The 24611-nt window shown below is 44.4% G+C and carries 24 protein-coding genes; 11 read left to right on the forward strand and 13 right to left on the reverse strand.

The genetic code is table 11. From position 1 onward, the window contains the following. Positions 1–249 precede the first annotated feature (249 nt). The 4 genes from phnD to phnE (ACED42_RS16550) all read left to right on the forward strand — a co-directional run bounded on the left by phnD (position 250) and on the right by phnE (ACED42_RS16550) (position 3804). Complete coding sequence (gene phnD, locus ACED42_RS16535) at positions 250–1290, forward strand: phosphate/phosphite/phosphonate ABC transporter substrate-binding protein (protein WP_004732989.1); 1041 nt, start codon at positions 250–252, stop codon at positions 1288–1290. 128 nt (positions 1291–1418) lie between these two features. Beyond that, complete coding sequence (phnC, locus tag ACED42_RS16540; RefSeq protein WP_371703389.1) at positions 1419–2189, forward strand: phosphonate ABC transporter ATP-binding protein; 771 nt, start codon at positions 1419–1421, stop codon at positions 2187–2189. Further along, positions 2177–3001, forward strand: coding sequence for a phosphonate ABC transporter, permease protein PhnE (gene phnE / locus ACED42_RS16545; protein WP_371703391.1), 825 nt, complete (start codon positions 2177–2179; stop codon positions 2999–3001). Before phnC ends, phnE (ACED42_RS16545) begins: the two co-directional genes overlap by 13 nt. Next, positions 3001–3804, forward strand: coding sequence for a phosphonate ABC transporter, permease protein PhnE (phnE, locus tag ACED42_RS16550; RefSeq protein WP_371703393.1), 804 nt, complete (start codon positions 3001–3003; stop codon positions 3802–3804). Before phnE (ACED42_RS16545) ends, phnE (ACED42_RS16550) begins: the two co-directional genes overlap by 1 nt. Before the next feature lie 156 nt (positions 3805–3960). On the opposite strand, the gene ACED42_RS16555 is transcribed toward phnE (ACED42_RS16550), so the two are convergent. The 4 genes from ACED42_RS16555 to glgC form a co-directional block, all read right to left on the reverse strand. After that, the gene (locus ACED42_RS16555) at positions 3961–4755 is read right to left on the reverse strand and encodes an HAD-IIB family hydrolase (protein ID WP_371703394.1); all 795 of its coding nucleotides are present in this window, start codon (positions 4753–4755) and stop codon (positions 3961–3963) included. Between the two features lie 96 nt (positions 4756–4851). Further along, complete coding sequence (locus tag ACED42_RS16560; protein ID WP_004732998.1) at positions 4852–5007, reverse strand: DUF3012 domain-containing protein; 156 nt, start codon at positions 5005–5007, stop codon at positions 4852–4854. A 285-nt stretch (positions 5008–5292) separates the two neighbouring features. Then, on the reverse strand, positions 5293–5649 hold the full coding sequence (gene hpf, locus ACED42_RS16565; RefSeq protein WP_009846260.1) for a ribosome hibernation-promoting factor, HPF/YfiA family: 357 nt from the start codon (positions 5647–5649) through the stop codon (positions 5293–5295). A 442-nt stretch (positions 5650–6091) separates the two neighbouring features. Beyond that, positions 6092–7312 (reverse strand): glucose-1-phosphate adenylyltransferase, encoded by a 1221-nt coding sequence (glgC, locus tag ACED42_RS16570; protein WP_371703396.1) that lies wholly within the window; start codon positions 7310–7312, stop codon positions 6092–6094. Positions 7313–7712: 400 nt separating this feature from the next. On the opposite strand from glgC, the gene ompW reads away from it, so the two are divergent. From ompW to ACED42_RS16585, 3 genes are all read left to right on the forward strand, one after another. Further along, positions 7713–8360: an outer membrane protein OmpW gene (gene ompW / locus ACED42_RS16575; protein WP_009846262.1), complete on the forward strand. Its 648-nt coding sequence runs from the start codon at positions 7713–7715 to the stop codon at positions 8358–8360. A gap of 212 nt (positions 8361–8572) precedes the next feature. Next, positions 8573–9505 (forward strand): TAXI family TRAP transporter solute-binding subunit, encoded by a 933-nt coding sequence (locus ACED42_RS16580; protein ID WP_017102057.1) that lies wholly within the window; start codon positions 8573–8575, stop codon positions 9503–9505. 73 nt (positions 9506–9578) lie between these two features. Continuing rightward, a complete protein-coding gene (locus ACED42_RS16585; RefSeq protein WP_371703398.1) occupies positions 9579–11492 on the forward strand; it encodes a TRAP transporter permease in 1914 nt (637 codons plus the stop codon). 112 nt (positions 11493–11604) lie between these two features. On the opposite strand, the gene ACED42_RS16590 is transcribed toward ACED42_RS16585, so the two are convergent. Next, positions 11605–12324, reverse strand: coding sequence for an SDR family oxidoreductase (locus ACED42_RS16590; RefSeq protein WP_009846263.1), 720 nt, complete (start codon positions 12322–12324; stop codon positions 11605–11607). Between the two features lie 227 nt (positions 12325–12551). Between ACED42_RS16590 and ACED42_RS16595 the strand changes: the two genes are divergently transcribed. Continuing rightward, on the forward strand, positions 12552–13457 hold the full coding sequence (locus ACED42_RS16595) for a LysR family transcriptional regulator (protein ID WP_009846264.1): 906 nt from the start codon (positions 12552–12554) through the stop codon (positions 13455–13457). Between the two features lie 47 nt (positions 13458–13504). Here the strand turns inward: ACED42_RS16595 and ACED42_RS16600 are convergent, their stop codons facing one another. Beyond that, the gene (locus ACED42_RS16600) at positions 13505–13843 is read right to left on the reverse strand and encodes a helix-turn-helix domain-containing protein (protein WP_004733017.1); all 339 of its coding nucleotides are present in this window, start codon (positions 13841–13843) and stop codon (positions 13505–13507) included. 105 nt (positions 13844–13948) lie between these two features. Here ACED42_RS16600 and ACED42_RS16605 point away from each other — a divergent pair, with 105 nt between their 5' ends. Then, complete coding sequence (locus ACED42_RS16605) at positions 13949–14716, forward strand: SDR family NAD(P)-dependent oxidoreductase (protein ID WP_009846265.1); 768 nt, start codon at positions 13949–13951, stop codon at positions 14714–14716. A gap of 134 nt (positions 14717–14850) precedes the next feature. Further along, positions 14851–15504, forward strand: a complete 654-nt coding sequence (locus ACED42_RS16610; RefSeq protein WP_371703401.1) for a cupin domain-containing protein — start codon at positions 14851–14853, stop codon at positions 15502–15504. A 77-nt stretch (positions 15505–15581) separates the two neighbouring features. On the opposite strand, the gene ACED42_RS16615 is transcribed toward ACED42_RS16610, so the two are convergent. Further along, positions 15582–16220, reverse strand: a complete 639-nt coding sequence (locus tag ACED42_RS16615; RefSeq protein ID WP_371703402.1) for an NAD(P)-dependent oxidoreductase — start codon at positions 16218–16220, stop codon at positions 15582–15584. A 162-nt stretch (positions 16221–16382) separates the two neighbouring features. Here ACED42_RS16615 and ACED42_RS16620 point away from each other — a divergent pair, with 162 nt between their 5' ends. Beyond that, complete coding sequence (locus ACED42_RS16620; protein WP_371703403.1) at positions 16383–17279, forward strand: LysR family transcriptional regulator; 897 nt, start codon at positions 16383–16385, stop codon at positions 17277–17279. Positions 17280–17423: 144 nt separating this feature from the next. Here ACED42_RS16620 and ACED42_RS16625 read toward each other — a convergent pair whose 3' ends face one another. The 6 genes from ACED42_RS16625 to ribB form a co-directional block, all read right to left on the reverse strand. Further along, the gene (locus ACED42_RS16625; RefSeq protein ID WP_371703405.1) at positions 17424–18287 is read right to left on the reverse strand and encodes a hypothetical protein; all 864 of its coding nucleotides are present in this window, start codon (positions 18285–18287) and stop codon (positions 17424–17426) included. A gap of 402 nt (positions 18288–18689) precedes the next feature. After that, positions 18690–20150 carry an ABC transporter ATP-binding protein gene (locus ACED42_RS16630; protein ID WP_371703407.1) on the reverse strand — a complete coding sequence of 487 codons (1461 nt, stop codon included), beginning with the start codon at positions 20148–20150 and terminating at the stop codon, positions 18690–18692. Continuing rightward, positions 20147–21025 (reverse strand): ABC transporter permease, encoded by an 879-nt coding sequence (locus ACED42_RS16635; RefSeq protein WP_371703409.1) that lies wholly within the window; start codon positions 21023–21025, stop codon positions 20147–20149. Before ACED42_RS16635 ends, ACED42_RS16630 begins: the two co-directional genes overlap by 4 nt. Then, positions 21022–22035, reverse strand: coding sequence for an ABC transporter permease (locus ACED42_RS16640; protein ID WP_371703411.1), 1014 nt, complete (start codon positions 22033–22035; stop codon positions 21022–21024). Before ACED42_RS16640 ends, ACED42_RS16635 begins: the two co-directional genes overlap by 4 nt. Next, on the reverse strand, positions 22028–23563 hold the full coding sequence (locus ACED42_RS16645) for an ABC transporter substrate-binding protein (RefSeq protein WP_371703413.1): 1536 nt from the start codon (positions 23561–23563) through the stop codon (positions 22028–22030). The genes ACED42_RS16640 and ACED42_RS16645 overlap by 8 nt, the downstream gene beginning before the upstream one ends. A 352-nt stretch (positions 23564–23915) precedes the next feature. After that, on the reverse strand, positions 23916–24572 hold the full coding sequence (ribB, locus tag ACED42_RS16650; RefSeq protein ID WP_004733029.1) for a 3,4-dihydroxy-2-butanone-4-phosphate synthase: 657 nt from the start codon (positions 24570–24572) through the stop codon (positions 23916–23918). Between the last annotated feature and the right edge of the window lie 39 nt (positions 24573–24611).

Consider the following 24611-nt stretch of genomic DNA (forward strand, 5'->3'; position numbering starts at 1 on the left):
GACTACTTCTTCTTGAAGATAAAAGCGGCTTTCCCCGGAAAGCCGCGATGAACCTCTTTTTTTACCACCGAAATTGGTGGGACATAAATGACCCAAATAGAGACTTCTCGGTTGGACAGTAATGACACAAAAGTAATTTTCCAATTTAGACTTTTCTTTAAGTTATTGAAATTAAATAAATTAAAAGATGGCACAAAGGCTGCAGTAGCGAAGATGACTTTCAACAATAAGTAAAAGTAAGGTTTGAATATGAAAATCAGTGTTAAAGGACTGTTAATCGCTAGCTCATTACTACTTCCTTCAATGGCTATGGCAAGCGACTGCTCTAGTCGTGGTGTGTTAGACGATCGATACTGTGATGAAAACCAAGATTTGGTCGCCGATTCACCAAAGAATCCAGATGAGTGGAATGACCCAAGTACGCTTGTGTTTACTTACACTCCGGTAGAAGACCCTGCGTTATACAAAGATGCATTCGCCGACTTCCAAGCTCACCTAAGTAAAATTACAGGTAAGCGAGTGATTTACTACACAGTTCACTCGAACTCTGCACAAGTAGAAGCGATGCGTTCTGGTCGACTGCATGTTGCGGGTTTCTCTACGGGCCCAACAGGCTACGCAGTTAATTTAGCAGGTTACGTTCCAATTGCGGTGAAGGGCGATGAGTCTGGCTTCCAAGGCTACAACCTAATCACGATTGTGCGTAAAGACAGCGGCATTAACAAAATGTCTGATCTGAAAGGCAAAAAGGTTGCACACACTTCTGCATCTTCCAACTCTGGCAACCTAGCTCCTCGTGCGTTATTCCCAGCGAAAGGCCTAGTGCCAGATGAAGATTACAAGGTGCTTTACTCAGGTAAGCATGACCAATCGATTCTAGGTGTCTTCAATGGAGATTATGACGCAGCACCTGTGGCATCGGACGTGTACGATCGTATGGTAGCAGCAGGTCGTGTTGACGATTCTGAACTGAAGATTATCTACCGTAGCCCACGCTTCCCAACGTCTGCGTTTGGCTATGCTTACAACCTAAAACCAGAACTGGTTGAGAAGATCAACGAAGCTTTCTTTAGCTACCGCTTTACACCAGAGATGAGCGCATCGTTTAAAGGTGCCGATCGTTTCTCTCCAATCAGCTACAAAGAAGAGTGGGATGTGATTCGTGATATTGCTCATGCGACAGGTACGGCTTACACCAAAACAGGCCTTAAGAAGTTAGCTGAAAAAGATGCGGCTAAACGCGCGAAGAAAAAAGCCGCTGAGTTAGCAAAACAAGCAAACAACGGCTAATTCTTTTTCTATTAGAAGACTAAGTTTTCGAAAGACTTAGTTCTTTAAAAACACCTACCTTAACTAAAAATCTATGCCCTCGCGGGTAGGGCATAGATCATTCTAAAATTCGCACAAGGAAATGCAGTATGGCCGTAGCAAGCTATGAAGGAATAAAGATAAACAACCTTTTCCACGAATATGTGGCAGGCAAGCCAATCCTTAAAGGCATTAATATTGATATCGATGAGCCAGGCATCATCGCGATCATTGGTCCATCTGGTACCGGTAAAAGTACGCTTCTGCGCTGTATCAACCGCCTCAACGATCCAAGCCAAGGCGAAATCATTTTTGATGGCGCAGACCTGACTCAATTAAAAGGCCAAGCGCTACGTAAACAGCGTCGACACATCGGCATGGTGTTTCAAGAATATAACCTCGTGGAACGTTTAACGGTTATCGAGAACGTGTTAAGTGGCCGTTTAGGTTACATGACGGCTTGGAATGCATGGTGTCGCAACTATTCTCCACAAGACTTAGCAAAAGCGTTCGAGTTACTTGAATTTGTAGGCCTACAAGACTTTGCAAACCAACGTGCCGACAGTTTATCGGGCGGGCAAAGACAGCGTGTCGGTATCGCTCGCGCCGTTATGCAAGACCCATATATCTTATTGGCAGATGAACCAACGTCATCACTCGACCCAAAAACCGCGGTTGAGATCATGGAGTTGATGGAGACATTCGCAGAACAGAAAAACATCCCAGTGTTGGTGAATATCCACGATGTAAACTTAGCCAAGCGTTATGCCAAGCGTATCATCGGCATGTGTAACGGTAGAGTGCATTATGACGGTAGCCCTGAAGGTATTTCAGAAGAAGATCTGAAAATTATTTATGGGGGTGAGTCATGGTTGGATTAAACCCAAGCTCGTCGCCAAGCGTACCGTCAAACCAGTCGCCAGCGAAGCATGAAAACCCGTTCAAAACCTCATGGACTAACCGTGCAATTATCGCTGCAATCATTGGCTACCTGTTTTACAGCTTTTCGACATTAGGGCTGACCTTTGATCGTTTGGTCATCGGTTTTGGTGAAAGTGAGCGGTTACTATCAAGAATGTTCCCGCCAGATTTCTCGCGTACTAATCTACTGCTAAGTGGCTTAGCGGAGAGCTTACAGATAGCGATCATTTCGAGTTTCTTCGGCATCATCATCTCATTGTTTCTTGGCTTACTTGCCGCAAGAAACATGATGCCTTCGATTGTATCGACACCGATTCGTGGCTTCATCGCACTGTGTCGTTCATTCCACCCGGTGATCATCGCAATCCTATTTGTGAAAGCGGTGGGCTTCGGTGCCCTTGCTGGAATCCTGACCTTGGTATTCGCATCGATTGGTTTCATCGCCAAGTTGTTTGCAGAAGCGATTGAAGAGATCTCTTTTAAACCGGTTGAAGCGATTAAAGCGACGGGGGCGAGCTTTGTCAGCGTCATTCTGTACGCGGTGATGCCTCAGGTATTTACTCGTTTCATAGGCTTTGCAAGCTACCAATTGGACTCAAACTTACGTAACTCAACCATGGTTGGCATCGTGGGTGCGGGTGGTCTTGGCGGTACGCTTTTCTCAGCATTCCAACGTTTTGATTACGACTTTGTCGCCGCTATTTTGATCACCATTATCGCATTGATTCTTGTGGGTGAATTTCTTTCCAATATTGTTAGGAGAATCTTCTAATGACAACTGCATCTATCGATAAAGAGTGGCAGCGCTTTACACCAAACGAACGTGTGGCTCGATTTGCCGCTTACCTTAGCTTAGTGTGTGCGATTGTTTGGTCTTGGCAAACCGTTGAAGTGATTCCTGAGTTCCTATACGACGCGCCAGCCCAGTTTGCCGACATGTTCGAGCGTATGGTGCCAATGGATTACGCGTTCTATCCTGAGTCGATTCACGCAGCGATGATTGAGACACTGCACATCGCGACGTTAGGTACCTTGTTTACCTTGGTATTTGCTATCCCTTTGGCGCTGATGAACGCGCCAAATATCACTCCGAATAAAGCTTTGAATTGGATTGCTCAATTCTTTCTGGTGTCTTCACGCTCTGTGAACTCATTGGTTTGGGCTTTGTTGTTTATCGCACTATTTGGCCCCGGTGTTCTCGCAGGCATTATGGCAATTGCCATTCGTAGTATCGGCTTTGTAGGGAAGCTGTTAGCGGAAGCGATTGCCGAAGTGAACATGGGGCCTATCGAAGCTCTGCGCGCAACCGGCGCTTCTTGGATGAGCGTTTTACTTAAAGGTTATTGGCCACAAGTGATGCCCGCGTTCTATTCCATTGTGTTGTTTCGTTGGGACATCAATGTGCGTGAATCTGCGGTATTGGGTTTGGTGGGCGCTGGTGGTATTGGCGTGGTGCTCAACGATGCGCAGAACCTTTTTGAGTGGCAAAAAGTATCAATGGTGTTGGTGAGTATTTTTGCAGTGGTTATCGTTGCAGAAGCGGTGGTGATCCACATCCGTAATAAACTCATATAAACATATGGTGCAATGCAGCGTGTTTTGTGTGATGTGTCAAAGTTAAGAGCTTATCTAGCATTTTGAAGCTCAAACGACCCTAGGTACTTCGGTCTACCTAGCGGTCGTTTTTTTATGTTGTTTGAATGGGCAGAAAGCTTGTTTAGACAAGGATGGTTAGCTTTTCGCTGTCTCACTTTTAAGCGTCAGAAGTGCATCCACAAATTCTGCAAACCCATAGCCACCCGGCTGCGACATCACCTGACTTGGATGATGATCTAACTTATCCCAATAATGCTTAATGTTTGCCACGCCAACGGTGAGTGGTAGTGATTCGAACATCTGTTGATCATTCATTGAATCGCCGACATAACACGCTTGCTTGTGGATTTGTTCAAGCGATAGGCCTTTATTAGCCAGAAAACGATGTACTGCGTTTTTCTTTGAGTGCTCGCCATACCAAGCATTGATATGAATCGAACTTGCCGTCGCGTGTGCGCCTAAAGCGTGTATTCTTTCGAGTACCGCTTGAACAGTTTCAGGGTCAACAGGTTCACGGTTTTGGCCGATATCAATCGCGACCTCACACAAGCGGTAAGATTGGTCCAGAGTTAGGGATAGATCTGGGTAACTCGCCAAGATCGCTTCAACTTGTTGTTTTAGCTTGGTTTGGCTCTGGCGCACTTGCTCTAGTGGTGTTTCCGATGAAAGCTGTAATGCACCATCTTGTTTCTCTAATAAGAAGGCGCCGTTCTCTCCAAGCACAGCATCGACAGGCCATAGTTGCGCAATATGATCACACCAACCCGCACAAGCGCCAGTCACCGCGACCACTTTGATTCCATTGTCTCTTAGCTTTTGTAACGCAATCAAGGTTTCAGGAGGGAGTGAGCCTTGCCAAGTGAGCGTGTCATCGACGTCGGTTAATACCCATTCGATGTGTTGCCAGTTATTGCCTAGTTGGTGTTCCATCTAAAAACTCACTATTCCAATGATTGTGTTGCTTAGAGTGAGCAGTTCGTCGTTAAACGTCTACACTCAGTGTTGCTAATTAATGCTGAGCTGTGTTTAGAAAACACAATGCTTAGCAAAGTCACCGGCTTCATTGGCAGTCCAGTCGCCTTTCGGTTTCTCTTTCATATCAGTACACCAAGCTTCACTGCCCACTTCTGTACAGGCCATAAGTTGAGTCGCGAGAAATAGAATTAATGCAATTTTTTTCATAATAAACATTCCTTTGTTGTTTAAATTCTTGCTTATAACTGTATCAAATACTACTAGTGATTGTTATAGCAGTCAGTGACATAAGTTGGTCAAACGATCTAGGATTGGGCTGTGTTTTAAGGTTGGAAGCGAACGCGTGTTAGACAGTCGCGATACAAAATTAAAGTGATTAATAGGTTGATTGATAAATTGATTGAGGTGTAGATCGAAAAAGCCAGCAACGCATGCTGGCTTTGGAATTCTTGTGCGCTTCTATTCGTCAGTGCGCTTTAACTATTAGTCGAGTTATACCAATTTCATCTCTTGGATGATGTCTGAAGCAATTTCTGGCTTCGTGCTCGTTGGTTTCTCGTGTAAGTCTGATTTCAATTGTCCCTTACGGTTACTTAGGCCTGCTTCAAGTTTCTTGAGTGCTGAAGCGATAGCTGGATACATAACGTCATCTGTAGCTTTTGCGTTTACACGTACACCTTCGTAGTTGGTGAACACTTCAACCTGGTGTTGACCATGTTCTTTTGTGATGATGATGTCGCAGCTGATCAGTGATGGGAAATGGTTAGATATCTTCTCGAATTTACCTTCGATGTCTTTGCGTGACTCGTCGTTAATTGATACATGATGTGTTTGAACATTTATTTTCATAAATCATACCTTTCCAATGACTGTGTCATTTAAACGTAGCAAACATCGGTTAGTTTAACCAACTGCGAAATAGCACATGTGTGATTCACTTCAGTGTTATCAAATAATCTCCCTTTACTCCCTTGAAAGTCCGAAGAACTGATCGCATATTATGTTTCGTGTTTTCAATACATGTTCAAAAATACCTCACTCGCGAAGTATTCCTCTAATCTACCTTGCCAGCCTAGGTTTTATCGCCTTAACCAAACGTCAGCTCAAATACTTATTCTAGTTTAAGTTTTATAAATCATTGCTAGTTTGATGCCGATAATGCTTTCTTTTTAAATCACTGCAGTTGATATAAAAAGTGTGGTTTATATAAAAAAGCAAAGCTCCGTGAATGCGACTATTGAATAAGGCAACTCTTGGTTGCCTTTATAGCGCCATCTGGTTTTAGCGATAGCTATTCTTCAAATTGGTAAGAAGAGGGCACCACAATGACGCCTTGTTTCGATATGTGAAAGCGTTTAGCGTCGGCAAGGTTATCAATACCGATTTGGGTGCCATCTGGCACTTTGACGTTCTTATCTATGATGCAGTTTTGAATATGGCAATTTTTCCCAATCTCAACATCTTCAAACAGAATACTATCAATCACAATCGCGGCATTACTGACTTTCACTTTCGGGAAGAATATCGAGTTTTGCGCAGAGCCACCTTCGATCACTACGCCATTCGCTATCATCGAGTTGATGAATATTCCTTGGTTTCCTTCTACAGAAGCAATGGTGCGTGCAGGTGGCAGTTGCGGCTCGTAGGTGCGAATTGCCCAATCTGGTTGGTATAAATCGATAGGTGAGGCTGGCTTTAACAGATCCATATTGGACTGGTAGTAAGAGTCGATAGTACCCACATCTCTCCAGTACGCATCTTGGGTCACTCGGCCTTCTTCGTCGCCAAACTTATACGCGTAAACACTGTTGTTGCCGACCAATTTAGGAATAATGTCTTTACCGAAATCATGGTTTGAGTTCGGATCTTCGGCATCCGCCAGTAGCGCTTGTATTAACACCTCTTTATCAAAGACGTAAATACCCATTGAAGCCATGCTTCGAGTCGGCCTACCGGGGACACATGCAGGGTAACGTGGCTTTTCGGTAAAACTATTGATCTCTAGAGATTCATCTATCTCCATCACACCAAATTCTTTGGCTTCATCAATCGAAACCTCCATGCACGCTACGGTTAGATCGGCCTCGTTCTTTTTATGTTGCTTGAGCATTGGCGCGTAATCCATGCGGTAGATATGGTCGCCTGATAACACCACTACATGCTTAGCTTCGCTACGAGAAAGCAGATACAAGTTTTGATAAATCGCATCGGCAGTACCGCTATACCAACTATCACCTGTACGCATTTGTGGGGGGACATTGGTGATGTATTCGCCGAGCTCGGGGTTAAGCACCGACCAACCATCTCTTAAATGTTTTTGTAAAGAGTGAGACTTGTACTGAGTCAGCACCAAAATTTGGCGCAGCCCAGAGTGTAAGCAGTTCGCGAGCGTGAAATCGATGATTCGATATTTACCGCCAAAAGGTACCGCAGGTTTTGCACGGTTATCGGTAAGGGGAGAAAGCCGAGAGCCAACACCGCCGGCCAGAACGATTGTAAGAGTGTCTTGCATGGTCAGAACCTCAATGTATTTATGATTATGAACATAGACTTGCAAGCGCTGAGCCAAATGTAACTCATTGAATATTAAACGAGATGAGAATGAATTCTGCGAGATTGCACCAAGTTGATGCGTACGAGGTGTTGGCTTGCTCTATTTTGATCCAAATAGATCCGGGCAAGGTGAATGGGTTAAATTAACGAAATGACGCACGGGAAAGTTGCATTACAAAACTGTCAATAAAATGAAGCAATAAAGTGATCAAGTCGATGCAAATTTACATAAGTTCTCACAAGTTTTCACAAATTGATTTCCATCAATAAAGTAGGGTTATTATATGCTACCTTGCACGCAAAATAAGAAATGATTACTCATTCACCAATAACGATTAAGCCCTCAAAAGGAAATTATAATGAAAAAAACAGTATGTGGTATTGCGGTTATTGCGGCTCTTATGTCAACTAGTGCTTTTGCTCATAAAGAGGGTGATTTCATCATCCGTGCTGGTGCCGCAATAGTGTCTCCTAACGATAGCAGTGGAGATGTTTTGGAGACATCGGGTTCAAAATTTGGTGTGGATTCAAACACCCAACTTGGATTGACATTTGGCTACATGTTTACAGATAACATCAGTCTCGAGATTCTTGCAGCGACGCCGTTCTCCCATACAATTTCTACAAACCATGGTGGTTTAGGTGATATCGCCGAGACAAAACATTTACCACCAACGTTGATGGTTCAGTACTACTTCGGCGAAGCAAACAGCAAGTTCCGTCCTTACGTAGGTGCTGGTATTAACTACACCGTATTCTTTGACGAAGAGCTTAATGGTGCGGCTAAAGATGCTGGTTTAAGTGACTTGTCTCTTGATGATTCGTGGGGACTGGCTGCGAATGTTGGCATGGATTACATGATCAACGACGACTGGTTTTTAAACGCATCCGTCTGGTACGCAGACATCGATACTACAGCCAAGTACAAGGCTGGTGGGAAACAGTACTCAACAGACGTTGATATTGATCCATGGGTATTCATGATCGGTGGTGGTTACAACTTCTAATCAACATCTTTAGTTTGTTAAAAGCGCTCAAGCTCCAGCCAGCTTGGGCGCTTTTTTATTGATAAGTGATCAATTTAACACTTGCTTCACAATTGCATAGTATTTAATTGCACAATATTCGATCGCATGTAATGTTTGAACGGCTCAAAAAACGAACAGAAAATAAAGCCTGTAGTTAGGTGTATATCTAATTACGGTTAATAATCAAGGAGATGATTGTGCTTAAACGTAACTTATTAGTAGCTTTACTCGCGATTCTGCCTACGATGGCAAGTGCAGAAAACTATTCAATCGGTACAGGCGGTCAAAGTGGTATCTATTACCCATTTGGTGGCGCATTAGCTAAAGTCTGGTCTGAAAACGTACCGGATGTGAATGCAAAAGCAGAAGTGACAGCAGCGTCAGTCGAGAACACCATCAAGGTTGTACGTGGCGATATGATCGCCGGGATTGCAATGGGTAACGTGGTTCTGGATGCCTACAATGGCGAAGGTAAATTTCCTAAGAAAATGCCAGTGAAAACGCTGTTTGCTCTATATCCAAATCTAGTTCATACCATCACTCTTAAAAACTCTGGTATTGATTCATTATCGCAACTCAAAGGTAAACGTGTTTCCCTTGGGGCCCCTGCTAGTGGTACGGCAGTAACATCTGCAGCACTACTTGAGTCGATGGGTATTGATGTGAAAAAAGATATTGATGCGGTTTACCTTAATTACTCAGAAACCACTAATGCTTTGGCGAATGGTCAAATCGATGTGGGTTTCATTGTTGGTGGTCAAGGTGTTGGCGCGGTAACACAGATTGCGTTAACCCACGACGTTAAGGTGATTTCTATCTCTGAAGAAGAGAGTGCTAACTTCATGAGACAATATCCAGCCTACAGTGCTTACGACATTCCAGCAGGTGTTTACAATAAGGTTGATCCAGTATCGACACTTAGTGTGTGGAACGTATTGGTGGTTAATGCCAACATGAGTGATGACATGGCTTACAATCTGACTAAAGCCGCTTTTGAGAATATCGGTGATATTCGTAAAGTCGTGAAAATGGCTGAAATGACCACACCAGAGAATGCTTCTCGACTGCAAGGCGTACCGATTCATGCTGGTGCTCAAAAGTACCTAGATTCAGTAAGTAAGTAACATCTTTACCTCAGGGTAAGTGAAATCTCACTTGCCCTTTTTATCAATTCGTTCTTATCCAGCAGGCATTAATATGGATATTACCCCTGATAATCAAAATGCGTCACCCCAACTATTACCCTATGAAAAACTCGTGAAAACAATGGGCTATTTGACTTTAGTTGTTGCAGTAGCACTGTCGGCTTTTCAGATATGGCAAGGCGTGAGTTCAACGATCTCGGCAACCTATTTTAGACCCATCCACTTGTGTTGGGTATTGGTATTGATCTTCCTTCACTTTCCATTGATCTCTAACCGAAAGAATAAGCTCTTTATTGTGGGCAAGCTGATCGATGTGATCCTGTGTGTAGTGGTGGTGTTTGCTTGCTACCGTTTATGGATATTCGATTACAACGACATCAATCATCTATTCTATGGTCTTCAATTTGCTGACATGTTTGCTGGTAGTGCTTTGTTGGTACTGCTGCTAGAAGGGTGTCGACGTACTGTTGGTTGGGTGATGGTGTTAATCGCAGTGTTGTTCCTTGCGTATAGCGCGTTCGGTGACATGCTGCCAAGTGGTTTTTCTATTAAGGCTTACACGCTACAAGAGCTGATTCAGTTCCAGATTTACTCCGCTAATGGTGTATTTGGTTCTGCGTTAGGGATCGCCGCGACAACGGTATTCATCTTTGTGTTGTTTGGTGCATTTCTAGAGGTGACCGGAGCCGGTAAATTCTTTATTGATCTCGCATTCTCAATCGCCGGTAAATACCGTGGCGGCCCTGCGAAAGCCGCGGTATTGGCATCGGCAGGTTTGGGATCTATTTCTGGTTCTGCGATAGCGAATACGGTGACCACAGGCTCAATTACTATCCCTATGATGAAGAAGCTTGGTTATAAACCAGAGCAAGCCGCAGGTATTGAAGCTGCCGCCTCCACGGGTGGGCAAATTATGCCACCAATTATGGGGGCTGGTGCGTTCGTTATGGCGCAATTTACTGGTGTGCCTTACAGCGAAATCATGATCGCATCGATTGCTCCTGCTATTTTATACTTTTTCTGTACTTTGCTTTACGTTCATCTAATGGCGTGCAAGTTGAACCTCAAAGCTGTAAGCAGAACAGAAGCCGTGATTTCGGTGATGAAAGATGGCGCTCACCACCTGATTCCGTTGATCTTGATAACGGCACTCTTAATGATGGCTTACTCACCGTTGCTAGTTGGTGTTGCGGGTTGCAGTGCAATTCTACTAACCGCGGCGCTGCGTAAACACAGTCGAATCGGATTGAAGAAATTCATTGAAGGGATGAAAAATGGTGCACTGATGGCGTTGCCGATTTCTGCAGCGTGTGGTGCGGCGGGCATTATTGTTGGTGTGGTAGGGCAAACAGGAATCGGTTTGCAGTTTACTCAGTTTGTGATGGACTTCTCTGGTGGCTACATGCTTATTGCATTGGGCTTAATCAGTTTAGTGGCTTTAATTTTGGGTATGGGCTTACCTGTAACAGCGGCGTATATTGTGTTGGCGGTTATGGCTGTACCAATGCTAAGCGATTTTGGCTTACCATTGTTAACTGCTCACCTTATCGTATTTTGGCTGTCTCAAACCTCGAACGTAACGCCACCTATAGCCTTGGCTGCTTTTGCTGGGGCTGGTGTAGCGAATGCTAACCCAATGAAATCTTCGGTAGAAGCGTTCAAGTTGGCGGGTGGTCTGTTCATCATCCCAATTATGATGGCATACACAAGCCTTGTGAATCCTGACGACGGAATGCCAGCGTTGCTTTTGTCAATCGTCCAGACGCTGACTATTATTGTCGCGATAGCGATCGCAATTGAAGGGTATTTGATTCGTTCACTGAGCATGGTTGAGCGCTTAGCAGCATTACTTGCCATTCCACTATTGCTACTCAATCCATTCGGGCTAGGACCTTTGGGGATTGTAATTATTGTCGCACTGATTGTGATTCAATGGCGTGGTCGAGAGGTCGCAAAACAAACCTAGTGTTTATCGAGTTCGGACAAAAGAAAAAAAGGGACCTTTACTATGTATAGTAAAAGTCCCTTTCTCTATACGTCAATTAAACAAAGACGTTACGTAAGTTAATCACTGAAACTTACGGCTGTTGCTTAGTTGGTGCTAGAGCAATCTCACGGATACATACATTCTGTGGTTGTTGGTAAGCGTACGATACCGCGCGAGCAATATCGTCAGCAGCCAGTACGCCGCCCATGTCTTCTTTCCAAGAATCGTAACCGTCTTTGATTTCTTGAGATGTAGTGTGAGACAGAAGTTCAGTTTCTACAGCACCCGGTGCGATAGTGGTAACACGAACATTTGAAGCTGCTACTTCTTCACGAACGTTCTCAGAGATAGCGTGTACCGCGAACTTAGTACCACAGTAAGCCGCGTGGCTTGGGAATGTTTTCTTACCTGCAATTGAGCTGATGTTGATGATAGTACCTGTGTTGCGTTCCATCATTGGAGCAAGTACAGATTGCATGCCGTTTAGAAGACCAATCACGTTCACGTCGAACATTGTCTTCCACTCTTGAGCATCTTGAGTATCAATTTGACCAAGAAGCATTGCACCAGCGTTGTTGATAAGCGCGTCTACAGGGCCAAATTTCGCTTCACCTTGTGCGATTGCTGCATCAAAAGACGCTTTGTCTGTTACGTCTACTTTCACAGATAGAGAGTTTGGTAAGTTAAGCGCTTCAAGGCGGTCAACACGACGAGCTAAAAGTAGCAGAGGGTGACCTTCATCGCTTAGACGACGAGCGATTGCTTCACCAATACCAGAGCTTGCACCTGTAATTACGATTAGTTTTTTCATTTTATTTCCTCTGTACTCTAATTGCGTCGGTTGGCTACGACGTGTTGTTTAAGTGCATTCGAATCAAGTGCTTGTTGCCTTGCTTCGTTGCGATGGAGGTATATTAAGGAAAATAGCATTGTTGATATATAGCGCTTTACTTGAAACACTGTTGCTGTGGTGCAACAATAAATGTGTGCACTTTATTACTTCATCACTTTTTAAATCTCACAACTAAGCTGGCGACCATGCTCAATCAAATTAACCTGTCTGATATTCGTTCTTTCGTGCTTATCGCTCGTTTAGGTAACTTCACCAAAGCGGCGGAGGAGCTTGATGTGTCGCGCTCCCACGTATCACGCCAAGTGAGTAGTCTAGAAAAACAGATGGGTGTAACACTGTTTATCCGCACCACTCGAACCTTGAGGCTGACGCACGCAGGGCAAGATCTGTACGCGAGATGTGAGCAAGCCCTCGATAACATAGACCAAGCTCTGATTGCTGCTGTGGACGATGTCGAAGAAGTACGTGGCGACATAAAAGTAAACTGTGTCGGTGGTTATCTTGGTGAAGTGATCATCGCGGATTTGGTCAATGAGTTCATGCAACTCTACCCAGACATCAGCATTAGCCTTGATTTCAGTAGTAACCGAGTCGACTTGATTGAAGACGCGTTTGATATCGCTTTTCGCATGGGAAGCTTAGAAGACGCGGGCTTTATCGCAAGAAAGCTTTTAGACATTGAGATGGGAACACTCGCGAGCCCTGATTATTTTGCTCGTAAAGGAAAGCCAAGCCATCCTAAGGATCTGATCCACCATGACTGCTTAACGGGATCGGTGCGTAAGTGGAGTTTTCAAGCACTGGACGACACCAAGAAAACGGTCGATGTGCATGTGACGGGCAGACTGCAATGTAAAAATGGGCGAGTGTTGGTGCAGGGCGCGAAGTCGGGCAACGGAATTATTCGTGTACCAACCATCTATTGCTTACAAGAACTGAACGACGGGCAATTACTGCAAGTGTTTGAAGAATGGGTAGTGCCTAAGGTCGACTTTTCAGCGATCTACCATCGAGACCGCTATCAACCAAGCCGAATCCGAACCTTCATTGATTTTGTCAAAGGTCGCTTTGAGCAAATGCCAGTGAGCTAAATAGTGCGTGTTATCCATTATTTGGTATTGAGCGGATTTGCTTGGGCTTACATCTCGTCGATTTCGTTTTGAAGGTTTTCCAGCTGGTCTAGAATCAACAAGAACTTCTCACCGAACGGTGTCACTTGGTACTCCACTCTTGGTGGCAGTTCGTTGAACATTTGCTTATCTAAAATCCCGAATTCTACATTTCGCTTCAAACATTCATTCAATACCTTTGTAGATAGCCCTTCTACTGAGCGCACCATTTCACCGGGGCGATTAATGCCATTTGCCAGTAATTGGTAAACCGTTAGCGACCATTTACAGCCGTAGATGGTTTCTACCATGCGAGCGGAACGCTCTGGTGCTGATTTTCTTGAAAAAAAGTTTTCCTGATTTTTCATAAAGATGTACCAATAAGTACCTACCTAACCGATTTGTACTTACTATTCATAGTGTTAGTTCAAAGCCTAAGATTACCACGTTCACATGACTTAGGAGATAACAAAATGAACTTCACTAAAAATGGTATTGCAGTAGTAATCGGTGGCACAAGTGGTATGGGCTTTGAAACAGCGAAGCAGTTAGTCGCTCAAAACATCCATGTGTTGGTTGTCGGCAATAACCCAACTAAGTTAGATAAAGCGGTGTCAGAATTGCAATCGTTAGGTCACGCTTCAGGCTGGCAAGCTAACCTTTATGATGATGCAAGTGTGTCTCGCCTTATTGCGCATTTAGAGTCGCTCGAAGAAGGCATTGGTTACCTTGTGAATGCGGCGGGTTACTTCAACCCTAAAGCGTTTATCGAGCACCAAGAATCTGATTACGAGCAATACATGCAGCTTAATAAAGCAACCTTCTTCATCACTCAAGCGATAAGTAAATTGATGATCAAGAACGGTGGTGGCAGTGTGGTTAACGTTGGCTCTATGTGGGGGAAGCAGGCAATCAAAGCGACGCCATCTTCTGCCTATTCAATGGCTAAAGCTGGCCTGCACGCATTAACACAGCACATGGCAATGGAACTGGCTGAACATAATATTCGTGTGAATGCGGTTTCTCCGGCTGTGGTTAAAACACCGATTTACGAATCTTTCATTAAACCTGAAGAAGTGGATCAAGCGCTAGAAGGTTTCAACGCATTCCATCCGATTGGCCGAGTCGGTTTGCCGAAAGACATCGCCAATAGCATCTCTTTCTTACTGTCAGACAGTGCAGATTGGGTAACGGGTGCAATCTGGGATGTTGATGGCGGTGTGATAGCTGGCCGCAATTAATTAGGCTTCTGTTAAGGTGGCTGTCGCGCAGGAAAAATGCAGCGAGATGGCCTCCTGGATGAGTATTCGCGTAGAATAAAAGCTAGAAAGATAACAAGAATAATTAAAACGATAACAAGAGTAAGGTCGCCATTATGTTCAACATGGACTTTTCAAAAAAGCTGGTTATTGAAACCGAATCATTAGACTGGATTGCAAGCCCTGCCAAAGGGGTTTGGCGTAAGCCGCTTGAAAGAGAAGAGAAAGAATCGGGCCACACGACCAGTGTTGTGAAGTACGATCCTGAATCTTCGTTTTCTGAGCACCCGCATCCGCAAGGCGAAGAGATATTCGTATTAGAGGGTGTGTTCTCAGATGAAACTGGAGACTTCCCAGCGGGCACTTATATCCGTAATCCCCCGGGCAGTGCGCATTCTCCATCAAGCAAAGATGGCTGCACGATCTTGGTGAAGCTTAATCAGTTTGATGCGAGAGACTTAACTCAAGTTCGTATCAATACCCTAGAAACGGAATGGCTTCCGGGCATCGGTGGCATACAAGTGATGCCGCTACATGTTTTTGAGCACGAAAATGTGGCCTTGGTGAAATGGCCCGTTGGTGAGCGCTTTCAGCCACACCGTCATTTTGGTGGTGAAGAGATCTTTGTGTTGTCAGGCACTTTTAAAGATGAACATGGCGTGTATCCAAAACATACTTGGATGCGTAGCCCTCATATGAGCGAGCATTTCCCTTATGTGGAAGAAGAGACGGTTATCCTAGTGAAAACGGGTCACTTGCCATTGGATTAAAGGAATGCTCAATATAAAGATGAGAAAGCCGCATTGTTTTGAACAAGCGGCTTTTTAAGTTTTTATATATGAGCTGACTAGTACGCGACACCAATACGTTGACGTGGGAACTTACCAGCTTCGAGCTCATCAATCATCGCAATCGCGTAGTCGCTGACGGATATTTTGCTGTTGCCATCTTCGTCGGTGAGCAGTTGGTCACCACCTGTGCGGTAGGTTGATAGCTTATCGCCCGGGAAAATTTCTGCTGCAGGGCTAACAAACGTCCAGTTAACCTCGCTGTTCGATTGCTTGAACACTTCAAGCGCTTCACCCTGTGCTAGTGCTTCGTTTTTGTAATCTGCTGGGAAGTCAGGAACGGTCACTAACGGTACGTTTGGCGCCACTTCTAATGAACCTGCACCGCCAACCCAAAGTAGGCGCTCGATACCAATACTTGGCAGTGTCTCAAGCAGCTTAGTTGCTGTGCTTTTTACGATGTCGTGATTACCCAAAGCCCGTCCGCCAATCGAAGTGATTACTGCATCAACGCCGGATAGTGCGGTTGCAAGGCTTGCTGCTTCATCTTGTAAATCAAATGAACGAACCTCAACATTGTTTATTTCTACACGGCTTGCATCTCTTACGACTGCAACCACGTCGTGACCACGAGCTTGAGCTTCTTGAGCGATGTGACTACCAATCCAACCTGACGCGCCTAATACTGCAATTTTCATAATGTCTCTCCAATTATCTAATTTATTGAGTCTGTTTCTCGACAGCCATTGCAGTCTAATAGCTCACTGGGTTGCGATAAATATCGAAAAATGATGTAGATTGTATCTATATAGTGATCTAATAAGATTGGATTAGCTGTTAAATAGCTTAAGGAGTGTGTGATGGATAGGTTGACGGCGATGCGTAGCTTTGTTGAAGTCGCAAATTGCGCCAGTTTTACTCAAGCAGCAGAGCATTTGGACATGAGCCGTTTACAGGTTTCACGGCATGTTCAAGAGATCGAAGGGTGGTTAAAACAAAGGTTACTGCACAGAACGACTCGTAAGGTCAGTTTGACAGCGGCAGGAGAGATTGCGCTGCAACGTTGCGAGAAGATACTCCATGAAACCGCAGAGCTAGAAGTCACTTCACTCAATCAAACCGACGATCTTTCAGGGGTAATTCGAATTGCAGCGCCGATTGGTTTAACTCAAAACATGCTGTTGGATGTGGTTGAGCAATTCACAGAGCGTCACCCTAATATCACGGTCGAGTTGTTTGCCTCAGACCGTTTTGCGCAGCTGGTGGATGAGAGAATAGATATTGCCCTTCGCTATACTGACCAACCTGACGATAGTTTGATTGCTCGAAAGCTCATGGAAATTGATTCAGTGGTGTGTGCCTCTCAAGTCTACCTAGACAAGTACGGAGAACCTGAAACGGTCGAAGCACTTCGACAGCATAACTGCTTTCGCCATTTGAGTGTTTCTAAGTGGGATTTCGTTAAGGATAACCAGCACTATTCGGTTGAGGTGTCTGGCACTATCAAGGCTAACGATGTTGGGGTATTAACTCGCGCCGCACAGCATGGAAAAGGGATTGTTCGCTTACCTTGTGATTTAGCCAATCCACTGATTGCGAATGGTAAATTGAAACGAATATTGGATGACTTTGTTTCACCCAGCAGTGTGCTTTGGGCGGTGTATCTGTCTCGCAGTTATCAGCTGCCTGTTGTTCGTCAGTTCATTGATTTTGCAGCAGAAGTTTGGTCTAGCGATATTAAGTCTGGGGATGTTTGAGGTCATATATCTTAAGTACACAAATACACAAATACACAAGTACACAAGGCATAAACACATAAATACAAAAATCCGATATCAAAGGTGATATCGGATTTGAACTCAATCATTCAGAGTTCCACACGCTCTCCTCTCACGAAGTCTTTACACGTATCTGTGTACCGATAATCGGGTGTTTATCGCCTTATCGTTGATGTCAGGTAAAGGCTGATACAAGTTTCTAGTAATGTCGGATAATACTTGGTCGTAAACTTGCGATACGACGCTAGAAATATCACTGGTTAATTCGTATAAGCTATCTGTAGGTTGGGTTAATTCGTTGCTCGATGCGATTTCTGCGAGTGCATGCATCGCACGTGTGCAAATAGGTGATCCACTGCTGATAGGGCAGATAATCGATAATTGGTTAAGTTTGCGGTGTGTTTGAGATGCGTAGAATTTGAATCTCGCGTACTCCTCAGGCTTCTCCATATCCGCCTTTTCTATCCCAGGGATGGCCATTCTCAACTTGGTCAGGATCTCCATACAATCTAAGATCTGTTGCCAATTCATGTGATACTCACGGCTCATGTCTTCTCGTTCAGACTGAATCAACCAAATGATCATCACTTCATCCATCAAGAACATGCTGTGGCGAATCGTTTTTCCATGAATCGATTGATTACGTACTAAGCTACGGTTTTGCCAGTCATTGTGCATAGCGATGAGTTTGAGATGATAAATGCGATACATCGGACGGCTGTCAAACGACACATGAGATTGAAGCAGTTCAGATACCTCAAGTATGTTGTCGTAAATCTGATTCACTTTTCGAATTGAGTCGCTCGTCAATTGATACGCCAGAGCATAATGCGTTGCCGCGCGATGTTTGCGTGATAGCAACAATAACTGTCTGAGTAGAACTAAGGTTTCAAACCGGTGTGATAGCGCTGTTTGTCTCTTCTTTGAGAAATGAAACAGCGCTGCAAGTACTAATAGGGATAAACCCACTGAAATAACGACCAACATATTCAACTCCTAACATCTGAATACCTACTTAGTGGTAGTTCACGATTTGTACCAAAATTGATAAACATTATATTTCAACGACTTATATTTTAAGCCCGCTTGTGGATGACCAATACTGGTGCATCACCTCACCATTCGAGTGAGTGCGATAGAAGAGGTTAGAGGTTTTTATAGTTTCTAGACTTTGCTATGGCTGAAGCATAAATAGCTACAATCTGGCTAACCTCTTATGCAAGGTTAGTCAGATTGGGTTACACAGAGATGTACATTCAGTGAGTAGATAGTGAAGGTATGACTAAAGATTTACGGCGAATGTACCACTGAGAAGGCAGATAACCGCGAAGCTCGTTTAGGTCGATAGCCCAATAAGTCGATCGATCCAGAAATCAATAGCTAGATAAATCAATAGCGCGATAAGTCGATCACTTTATTGCATAGCTTACTCAGAGCCAGTCGATCATGGCTGATCAAAATTAGGCCGCAATTAGCTTCTTTCGATACTTCAACAATTAGCCTTAGCGTTTGTGCTGCAGTGATGGGGTCTAATCGTGATGAGGGTTCATCTGCAATTAACAGTTTTGGGCTCATCAGTAGCGCTCGTAAAATCGCAAACCTCTGCAATTCTCCTCCGGATACTTGGCTTGATGGACGTTCAAGCAAAGCAGAGTTAAGGCTCAATCTATCTAGAAGTACGGGTATCTTGGAGCGATTTAGCTTGTGAAGCGCACACAAGTCATCAAGCAACGTTTTTAGTGTTGTGTGAGGGGAGTGCGCACTGGGTGGATCTTGGTAAAGCTTGAGGCGTTGTCCTTTTTCGATTTTTTGAAGCCAGTCGATATTGCCGGAAAAGTCGTGATGCAACCCTAGTAAAGTATCGGCGAGAGAAGATTTCCCGCATCCGCTGTCACCATAAACTCCCAGTATTTCACCTTGTGATAATGAGAACGTGAGATCTGAAAAGAGTGTTCTTTGATCGCGGTAAATAGCTAAACTTTCAACTTCAAGCAATGGCTTCTGCCCGCTTTGTATACCAACCTCTGAGGGAGTAGCGTGACTATTTGATTCATTTGAAGGTTGCGAGGAAGTTGGCTGATCAAGAGACCAATACTCAGGTTGCGCTCGGATGAGATCTTTTGTATAGGTCGCTTGTGGCTGATCTAAAATGGCTTTAGCGTTTCCCTTTTCAACAATTTCGCCTTCTTTCATGACAATGATGTCACCACCTAGCATTTTAGCCAGTTTAATGTCGTGAGTGATGGTGAGCAGGCCACCGGGTTTGCCATTTTCAAGTTGTTGGCAGTGAGAAAGGAGAAGTTGCCCAACGTGATCACGTCGGCTTTCGTCTAAGCCTTTTGTGGGTTCATCGGCAATTAACAGTTTGCCTCCAGCTTGTGTCGCACATAAGTACGCAGCACGTTGCGCCATTCCGCCCGAGAGTTCAAATGGGTGTTTATCTCCATCTTTGCCCAGATCCATTTGTTGAAGTGCATGATGGGTGAGTGTGTCACTCTGGGAGCGATCTTCGTTTAAAACCAGCTTATGAACTTCGCTTATCTGCGATCCTATAGTCCGAAGCGGGTTGAGTGCTAACCAAGGTTCTTGAGGTAGCAAAGCGATTTCTTTACCCCAAAATCGTTCTCGGTTTAAAGGGTTAAGCTCATCAAACAAAGTAATGTCGCCCTCTGGTTTTAAGGCATCAGGTAATGTGCCGGCGATAGCTGCCGCGATTAGGCTTTTCCCCGCGCCTGTTTCTCCCAAAATGGTGAGCGGACGCTGAGGATATAAATCTAAACTTAAGCTCTGGACTAAGGTTTGAGTATCAGTATGAATCGACAGGTTTTCAATTTTTAACATTGCGTTCATGCTGTTACTCCCTTATCCGCTTGTTTACCTAGTTGCAGTTTTTCTTGTTTAGATCTTGGTTCATTATGCGCATGGTTTTTTGAGGATTGCGTGTGACGTTTTCCTTGAGCTAATAAATGAAAGCTTAATACCAGAAGAAAAACGGTCAGTACCGGTTGAATCAAAACCCAAGGGGCTTGGTGGTAGTAACGGAATAGTTCAACCATCATTAAGCCGAGCTCAGCTTCTGGCGGCTTGAGCCCAACATGCAGAAAGCCTAAAGACGCGAGTGCCAGTATTGAATTACCCGTACCAAAACAGAACAGGGTGAATAAATCATTTCGGCAATCTGGCCATAAGTGACGCTTGAATATATACCAGTGGTTGAACCCATAAAGCCGAGACGCTTCTACTGCAGGTGACTGAATGAGTGACAACGTTCGGTTGCGTGACACGCGGAAAAAATCCACCCACAGCATGAGCGATATGGCGATATATAGAATAAGGAATGATCCAGGAACCATTGCCGCAAAAAGTAAAACAAGAATTAAGCCGGGCATGGCGAGTATCATGTTCACGTTGAATGAAAAGATTTTATCCCACCATCCTTGTTTCCAGCCGGCTATTACTCCCATTGACGTCCCTAACAACGCAGCCGTGGTAATACTGATTAATGCCATGGAAAGTGAGGTGCTGATGGCGTGGCTTAATCTCGCTAGATTACTGCGTCCAAAATGGTCTCTGCCTAAAGGTTCTTCGACAGAAGGCGTTGTGAATGCAAGGTCTAAATTTTGCTTGGCAATATCACCTTGATAGACAATCCGTTCTAGAATGACCACGCATAACAAGGCGGCTAAGATAATCAGACCTAACCATTGCGGTTTTGTTAAATTCATACGATCTTAACCTTCTTATTTTCGGATTCTGCTTGTCGTTTATTAGGTCTAAATTTTGAAAATAAAGCAGAGGGTTTATTGGCTCGCTGCCTTGGATCTAATTGATAATTGACCAGATCGACTAAGGTATTGATGACCACAAACAAAAGCCCCATCAGCAGAGCAGAACCTTGAATCATTGGTATATCTCTACGGAAAATCGCATGCGCTAACGCGTGACCAATACCCGGCCAAGAGAATAATGACTCGATCATAATGATCCCTTCAATTAACCCGGTTGCTTGAACACCAACAAAAGTAATAACAGGTAAAGCGATGTGTTTATGAGCGTGATGCTGAAAAGCTTGCGCCTCACTGAGTCCTTTTAAACGAGCGAATAAAAAGTGCGGTGCTGTGATGGCATCGTGAGTGGCGTTTCTTATAAGACGACTAGACATTGCAGCCAGCGATAGTGCCAAGGCGAGGGCGGGCAAAATGATAAACTCGACTCGACCAAAGCCTGCCACAGGAAGCCAATTCAGCTGTAACGCAAATATAATCACCAAGGCCAAACCTATTAAAAATACAGGCTGAGCTCTTAAGATGATGGAACCTAATAGCGAGAAATGGTCTGCAAAAGAGTCGGTCCGTTTTCCACAATAAATACCGATTGGGATGGCAATGAGAAGAGAAATGACGGTCGCGACGACTGCCAATAAAATGGAATGCCCGAGCTGGTGGCTGATTTCATCAATGACGGGGGTGCCACTAATCAATGATGTTCCCAAATCAAAATGGAGAAGATCCCATAGCCATTCGAGGTATAGCTGCAAGCCCGAACGATCAAGCCCTAGCTCTTGATAAACCGCTTGTGCCGCATCCGCATCCACATAATCATACCCATAGCGACCCGCTGCAATTCGAAAAGCAAAGTCGCCGGGTAACAAGCGCATTAAAATGAAAGTGAGTGTTCCGATACTCCAAGCCACAAAGCCGGCTTGGAGTACTCTTCGGATTAAGATATTAATCATTAATCGTCATCTCTGAGATGCGATAGTTGATTTCAAATGGGTCAAATGAGAAGTGGTTAACACGTTCATTCACCGCGACTAATTGAGTGTAGAAAGTCACAGGAATCAGCGGCATTTCTTCCGCTAATATGGATGAAGCCTCTTGAGTCATTAGATTATATTGCTCTTGGTTTGGTTCAACCGATAGACGTTGAAGTAAGCTGCTGAACTCATCAGAAGACCAGTTCATTGGTCCCCAGTCACTGCCTTTATGGCTAGCAAAATCTCGCATCAGTAAGGCTAGGGGATCCGCCGTAGTGCCAAAATTACGCGCCACGAGCGCCATTTCTAATGTGCCGTCTTTGTGCTTTGATGGAATTGCACTTGAGTTATCGATAGAAACATTCACTTGAATACCGACTTCTTTAAGCTGAGCTTGAATCGCGGTTGCTACGATAGGCAGCTCTGGTCTGTCTGAGTAGGTAGTTAAAGTAATATCGAATGGTTTGCCTTCTCGCGAAAGGAGACCTTCCTCATTTTCCTGCCAACCTTGCCCTGCGAGTAATGTTTTCGCTTGGTCGATATTGCGCTGAGTTTGTTCAAGGTTATTGATGTGCCATGCGCCAAGAGAAGGGGCAAACAGTTGATAGGCTTCAGAGCCTGGAACGCGGACGATTTGTTTTGAAATACCCGTTCGGTCCAAAGCTAAACTGATAGCTTGACGCACATCTGAATGATTCAAAAGTGGGTGTTCATTATTCAACTTAATTAGGATCGTTCTTGGGATTGACTCCATCACTAATTCAACATTTTTTGCAGACTCAAGTAGGTCGATACTGGCTGGATCGAGTGTGTAAACCAGATCGGCTTGACCGGTTTGTGCTAACAAAGCACGGCTTTCAGAGCGATGACCTGCAAGGTAGTGAACATGTTCAATCGAGGCTTTTGTGCCCCAGTAGTCCGCATTTTTGACAACATGCGCTTTATGAGGAGCTTGTAACTCTTGGATTTTATAAGGACCTGTACCACTCAGTTGTGCAACATTTCCTTGTTGATCAAACGAACTTGGTGCTGCAATCGCTGCTGTGTAATGCGCTAACACTGCCAGCAATGGTCGATAAGGTTGAGATAGTTCTATCACTAGAAGGTTGTCTGAAGCTGATACCTCTTTGATAGGTACACGCTTTAATACGCCAGGTTTTTTTAAAGCGTGAGAAAGAGAAGTTTGAACAGCTTGCGCGGTAAGCGGGGAGCCATCGTGGAAAACAACGTCTGGGCGCAATGTGAATTCCCAGCGTAAATTGTTTGCGTTAGTTGTCCATTCTTTCGCTAATAAAGGGGTGACGTTGCCTGACTTATCGATAGCAGTAAGCGCTTCAACGACTTGTAACCGTGTAAATAAATAGCCGTTTTTAGATAAATCTTGGTCGGTAAATTCAAAGGGGCCAGAAATGTTTAGCGTTGTTGGTTGTGTTTCTTTCGATGGTACAAATATCCATATGAGTAGTGCACTGATGGAAAGTAGTGCCAGTGCGGCAAGCTTTTTCATGCTTTTGTCCTAGTTACGATTAATAATTCGCAATGTTATAACATAACAAAAATGTATTGTTAATGATAATAGTTGCTAATTAGCTTGGTTTTTATCGGACGTGAGTATGAAAAAAGCCCCACTGAAATCAGTGAGGCTCTAATTTGAGATGTTATTCAGACGCTAACAGGGTTTACTTGACGGCATCAATCAGATGTAAAAGCTGTTTGAGTGACAGTCACTATGTCCTGCTTAAAATAAGCTTTACTCAATTGGTGAGCCTAAATCTGTTTAGGTTAATGCGCTTGAGTAAATATCAGGATACTAAGCACTAAGCACTAAGCACTAAGCACTAAGCATTAAATATTAAGCATTAAGCCAGTTTTAGGTCGAACTCAGTGCGGTACATCACCATATCTTCAATGGTCAGTACAGGCATGTTGTGCATTTTACCGAAAGCAACGATCTCTGGAGCTTTTGCCATCGTGCCGTCTGGGTTGGTTACTTCACACAGGACACCTGCTGATTGAAGACCTGCCATTTGCATTAGATCCACAGTACCTTCTGTGTGACCGCGGCGAGCCAGTACACCACCTTTACGCGCACGTAATGGGAATACGTGGCCAGGGCGAGCTAGGTCAGTAGGCTTAGCCGTTGGGTTTGCAGCTGTCTTGATCGTTGTTACACGGTCAGCGGCAGAAACACCTGTTGTTACGCCGACTTTTGCTTCGATAGTGACGGTAAACGCAGTTTGGTTTGCGCTGTTGTTATCAACAACCATAGGTGGAAGTTCAAGTTGGTTCGCTTGCTCGTCTGTTAAGCATAAGCACACAATACCGCTGCATTCTCGGATCATAAGCGCCATTTGCGCATTAGTTAGGTGTTCTACTGAGTAGATGATGTCGCCTTCGTTCTCGCGATCTTCATCGTCAAGTAAAAGCACGCCACGACCTTCGCGTAGAGCTTGCAGTGCGTTTTCAACGCGAGTGATTGGTTCGCCAAATTCGGCAAGTAGTGAAGACTGATTCATGGTTAAACTCCTAAAATATCACCAGAATCAGGGCTGTAT

Origin of the sequence: Vibrio sp. FF145, assembly GCF_041439075.1 — a bacterium.
In the GTDB taxonomy this organism is placed as follows: domain Bacteria; phylum Pseudomonadota; class Gammaproteobacteria; order Enterobacterales; family Vibrionaceae; genus Vibrio; species Vibrio tasmaniensis_A.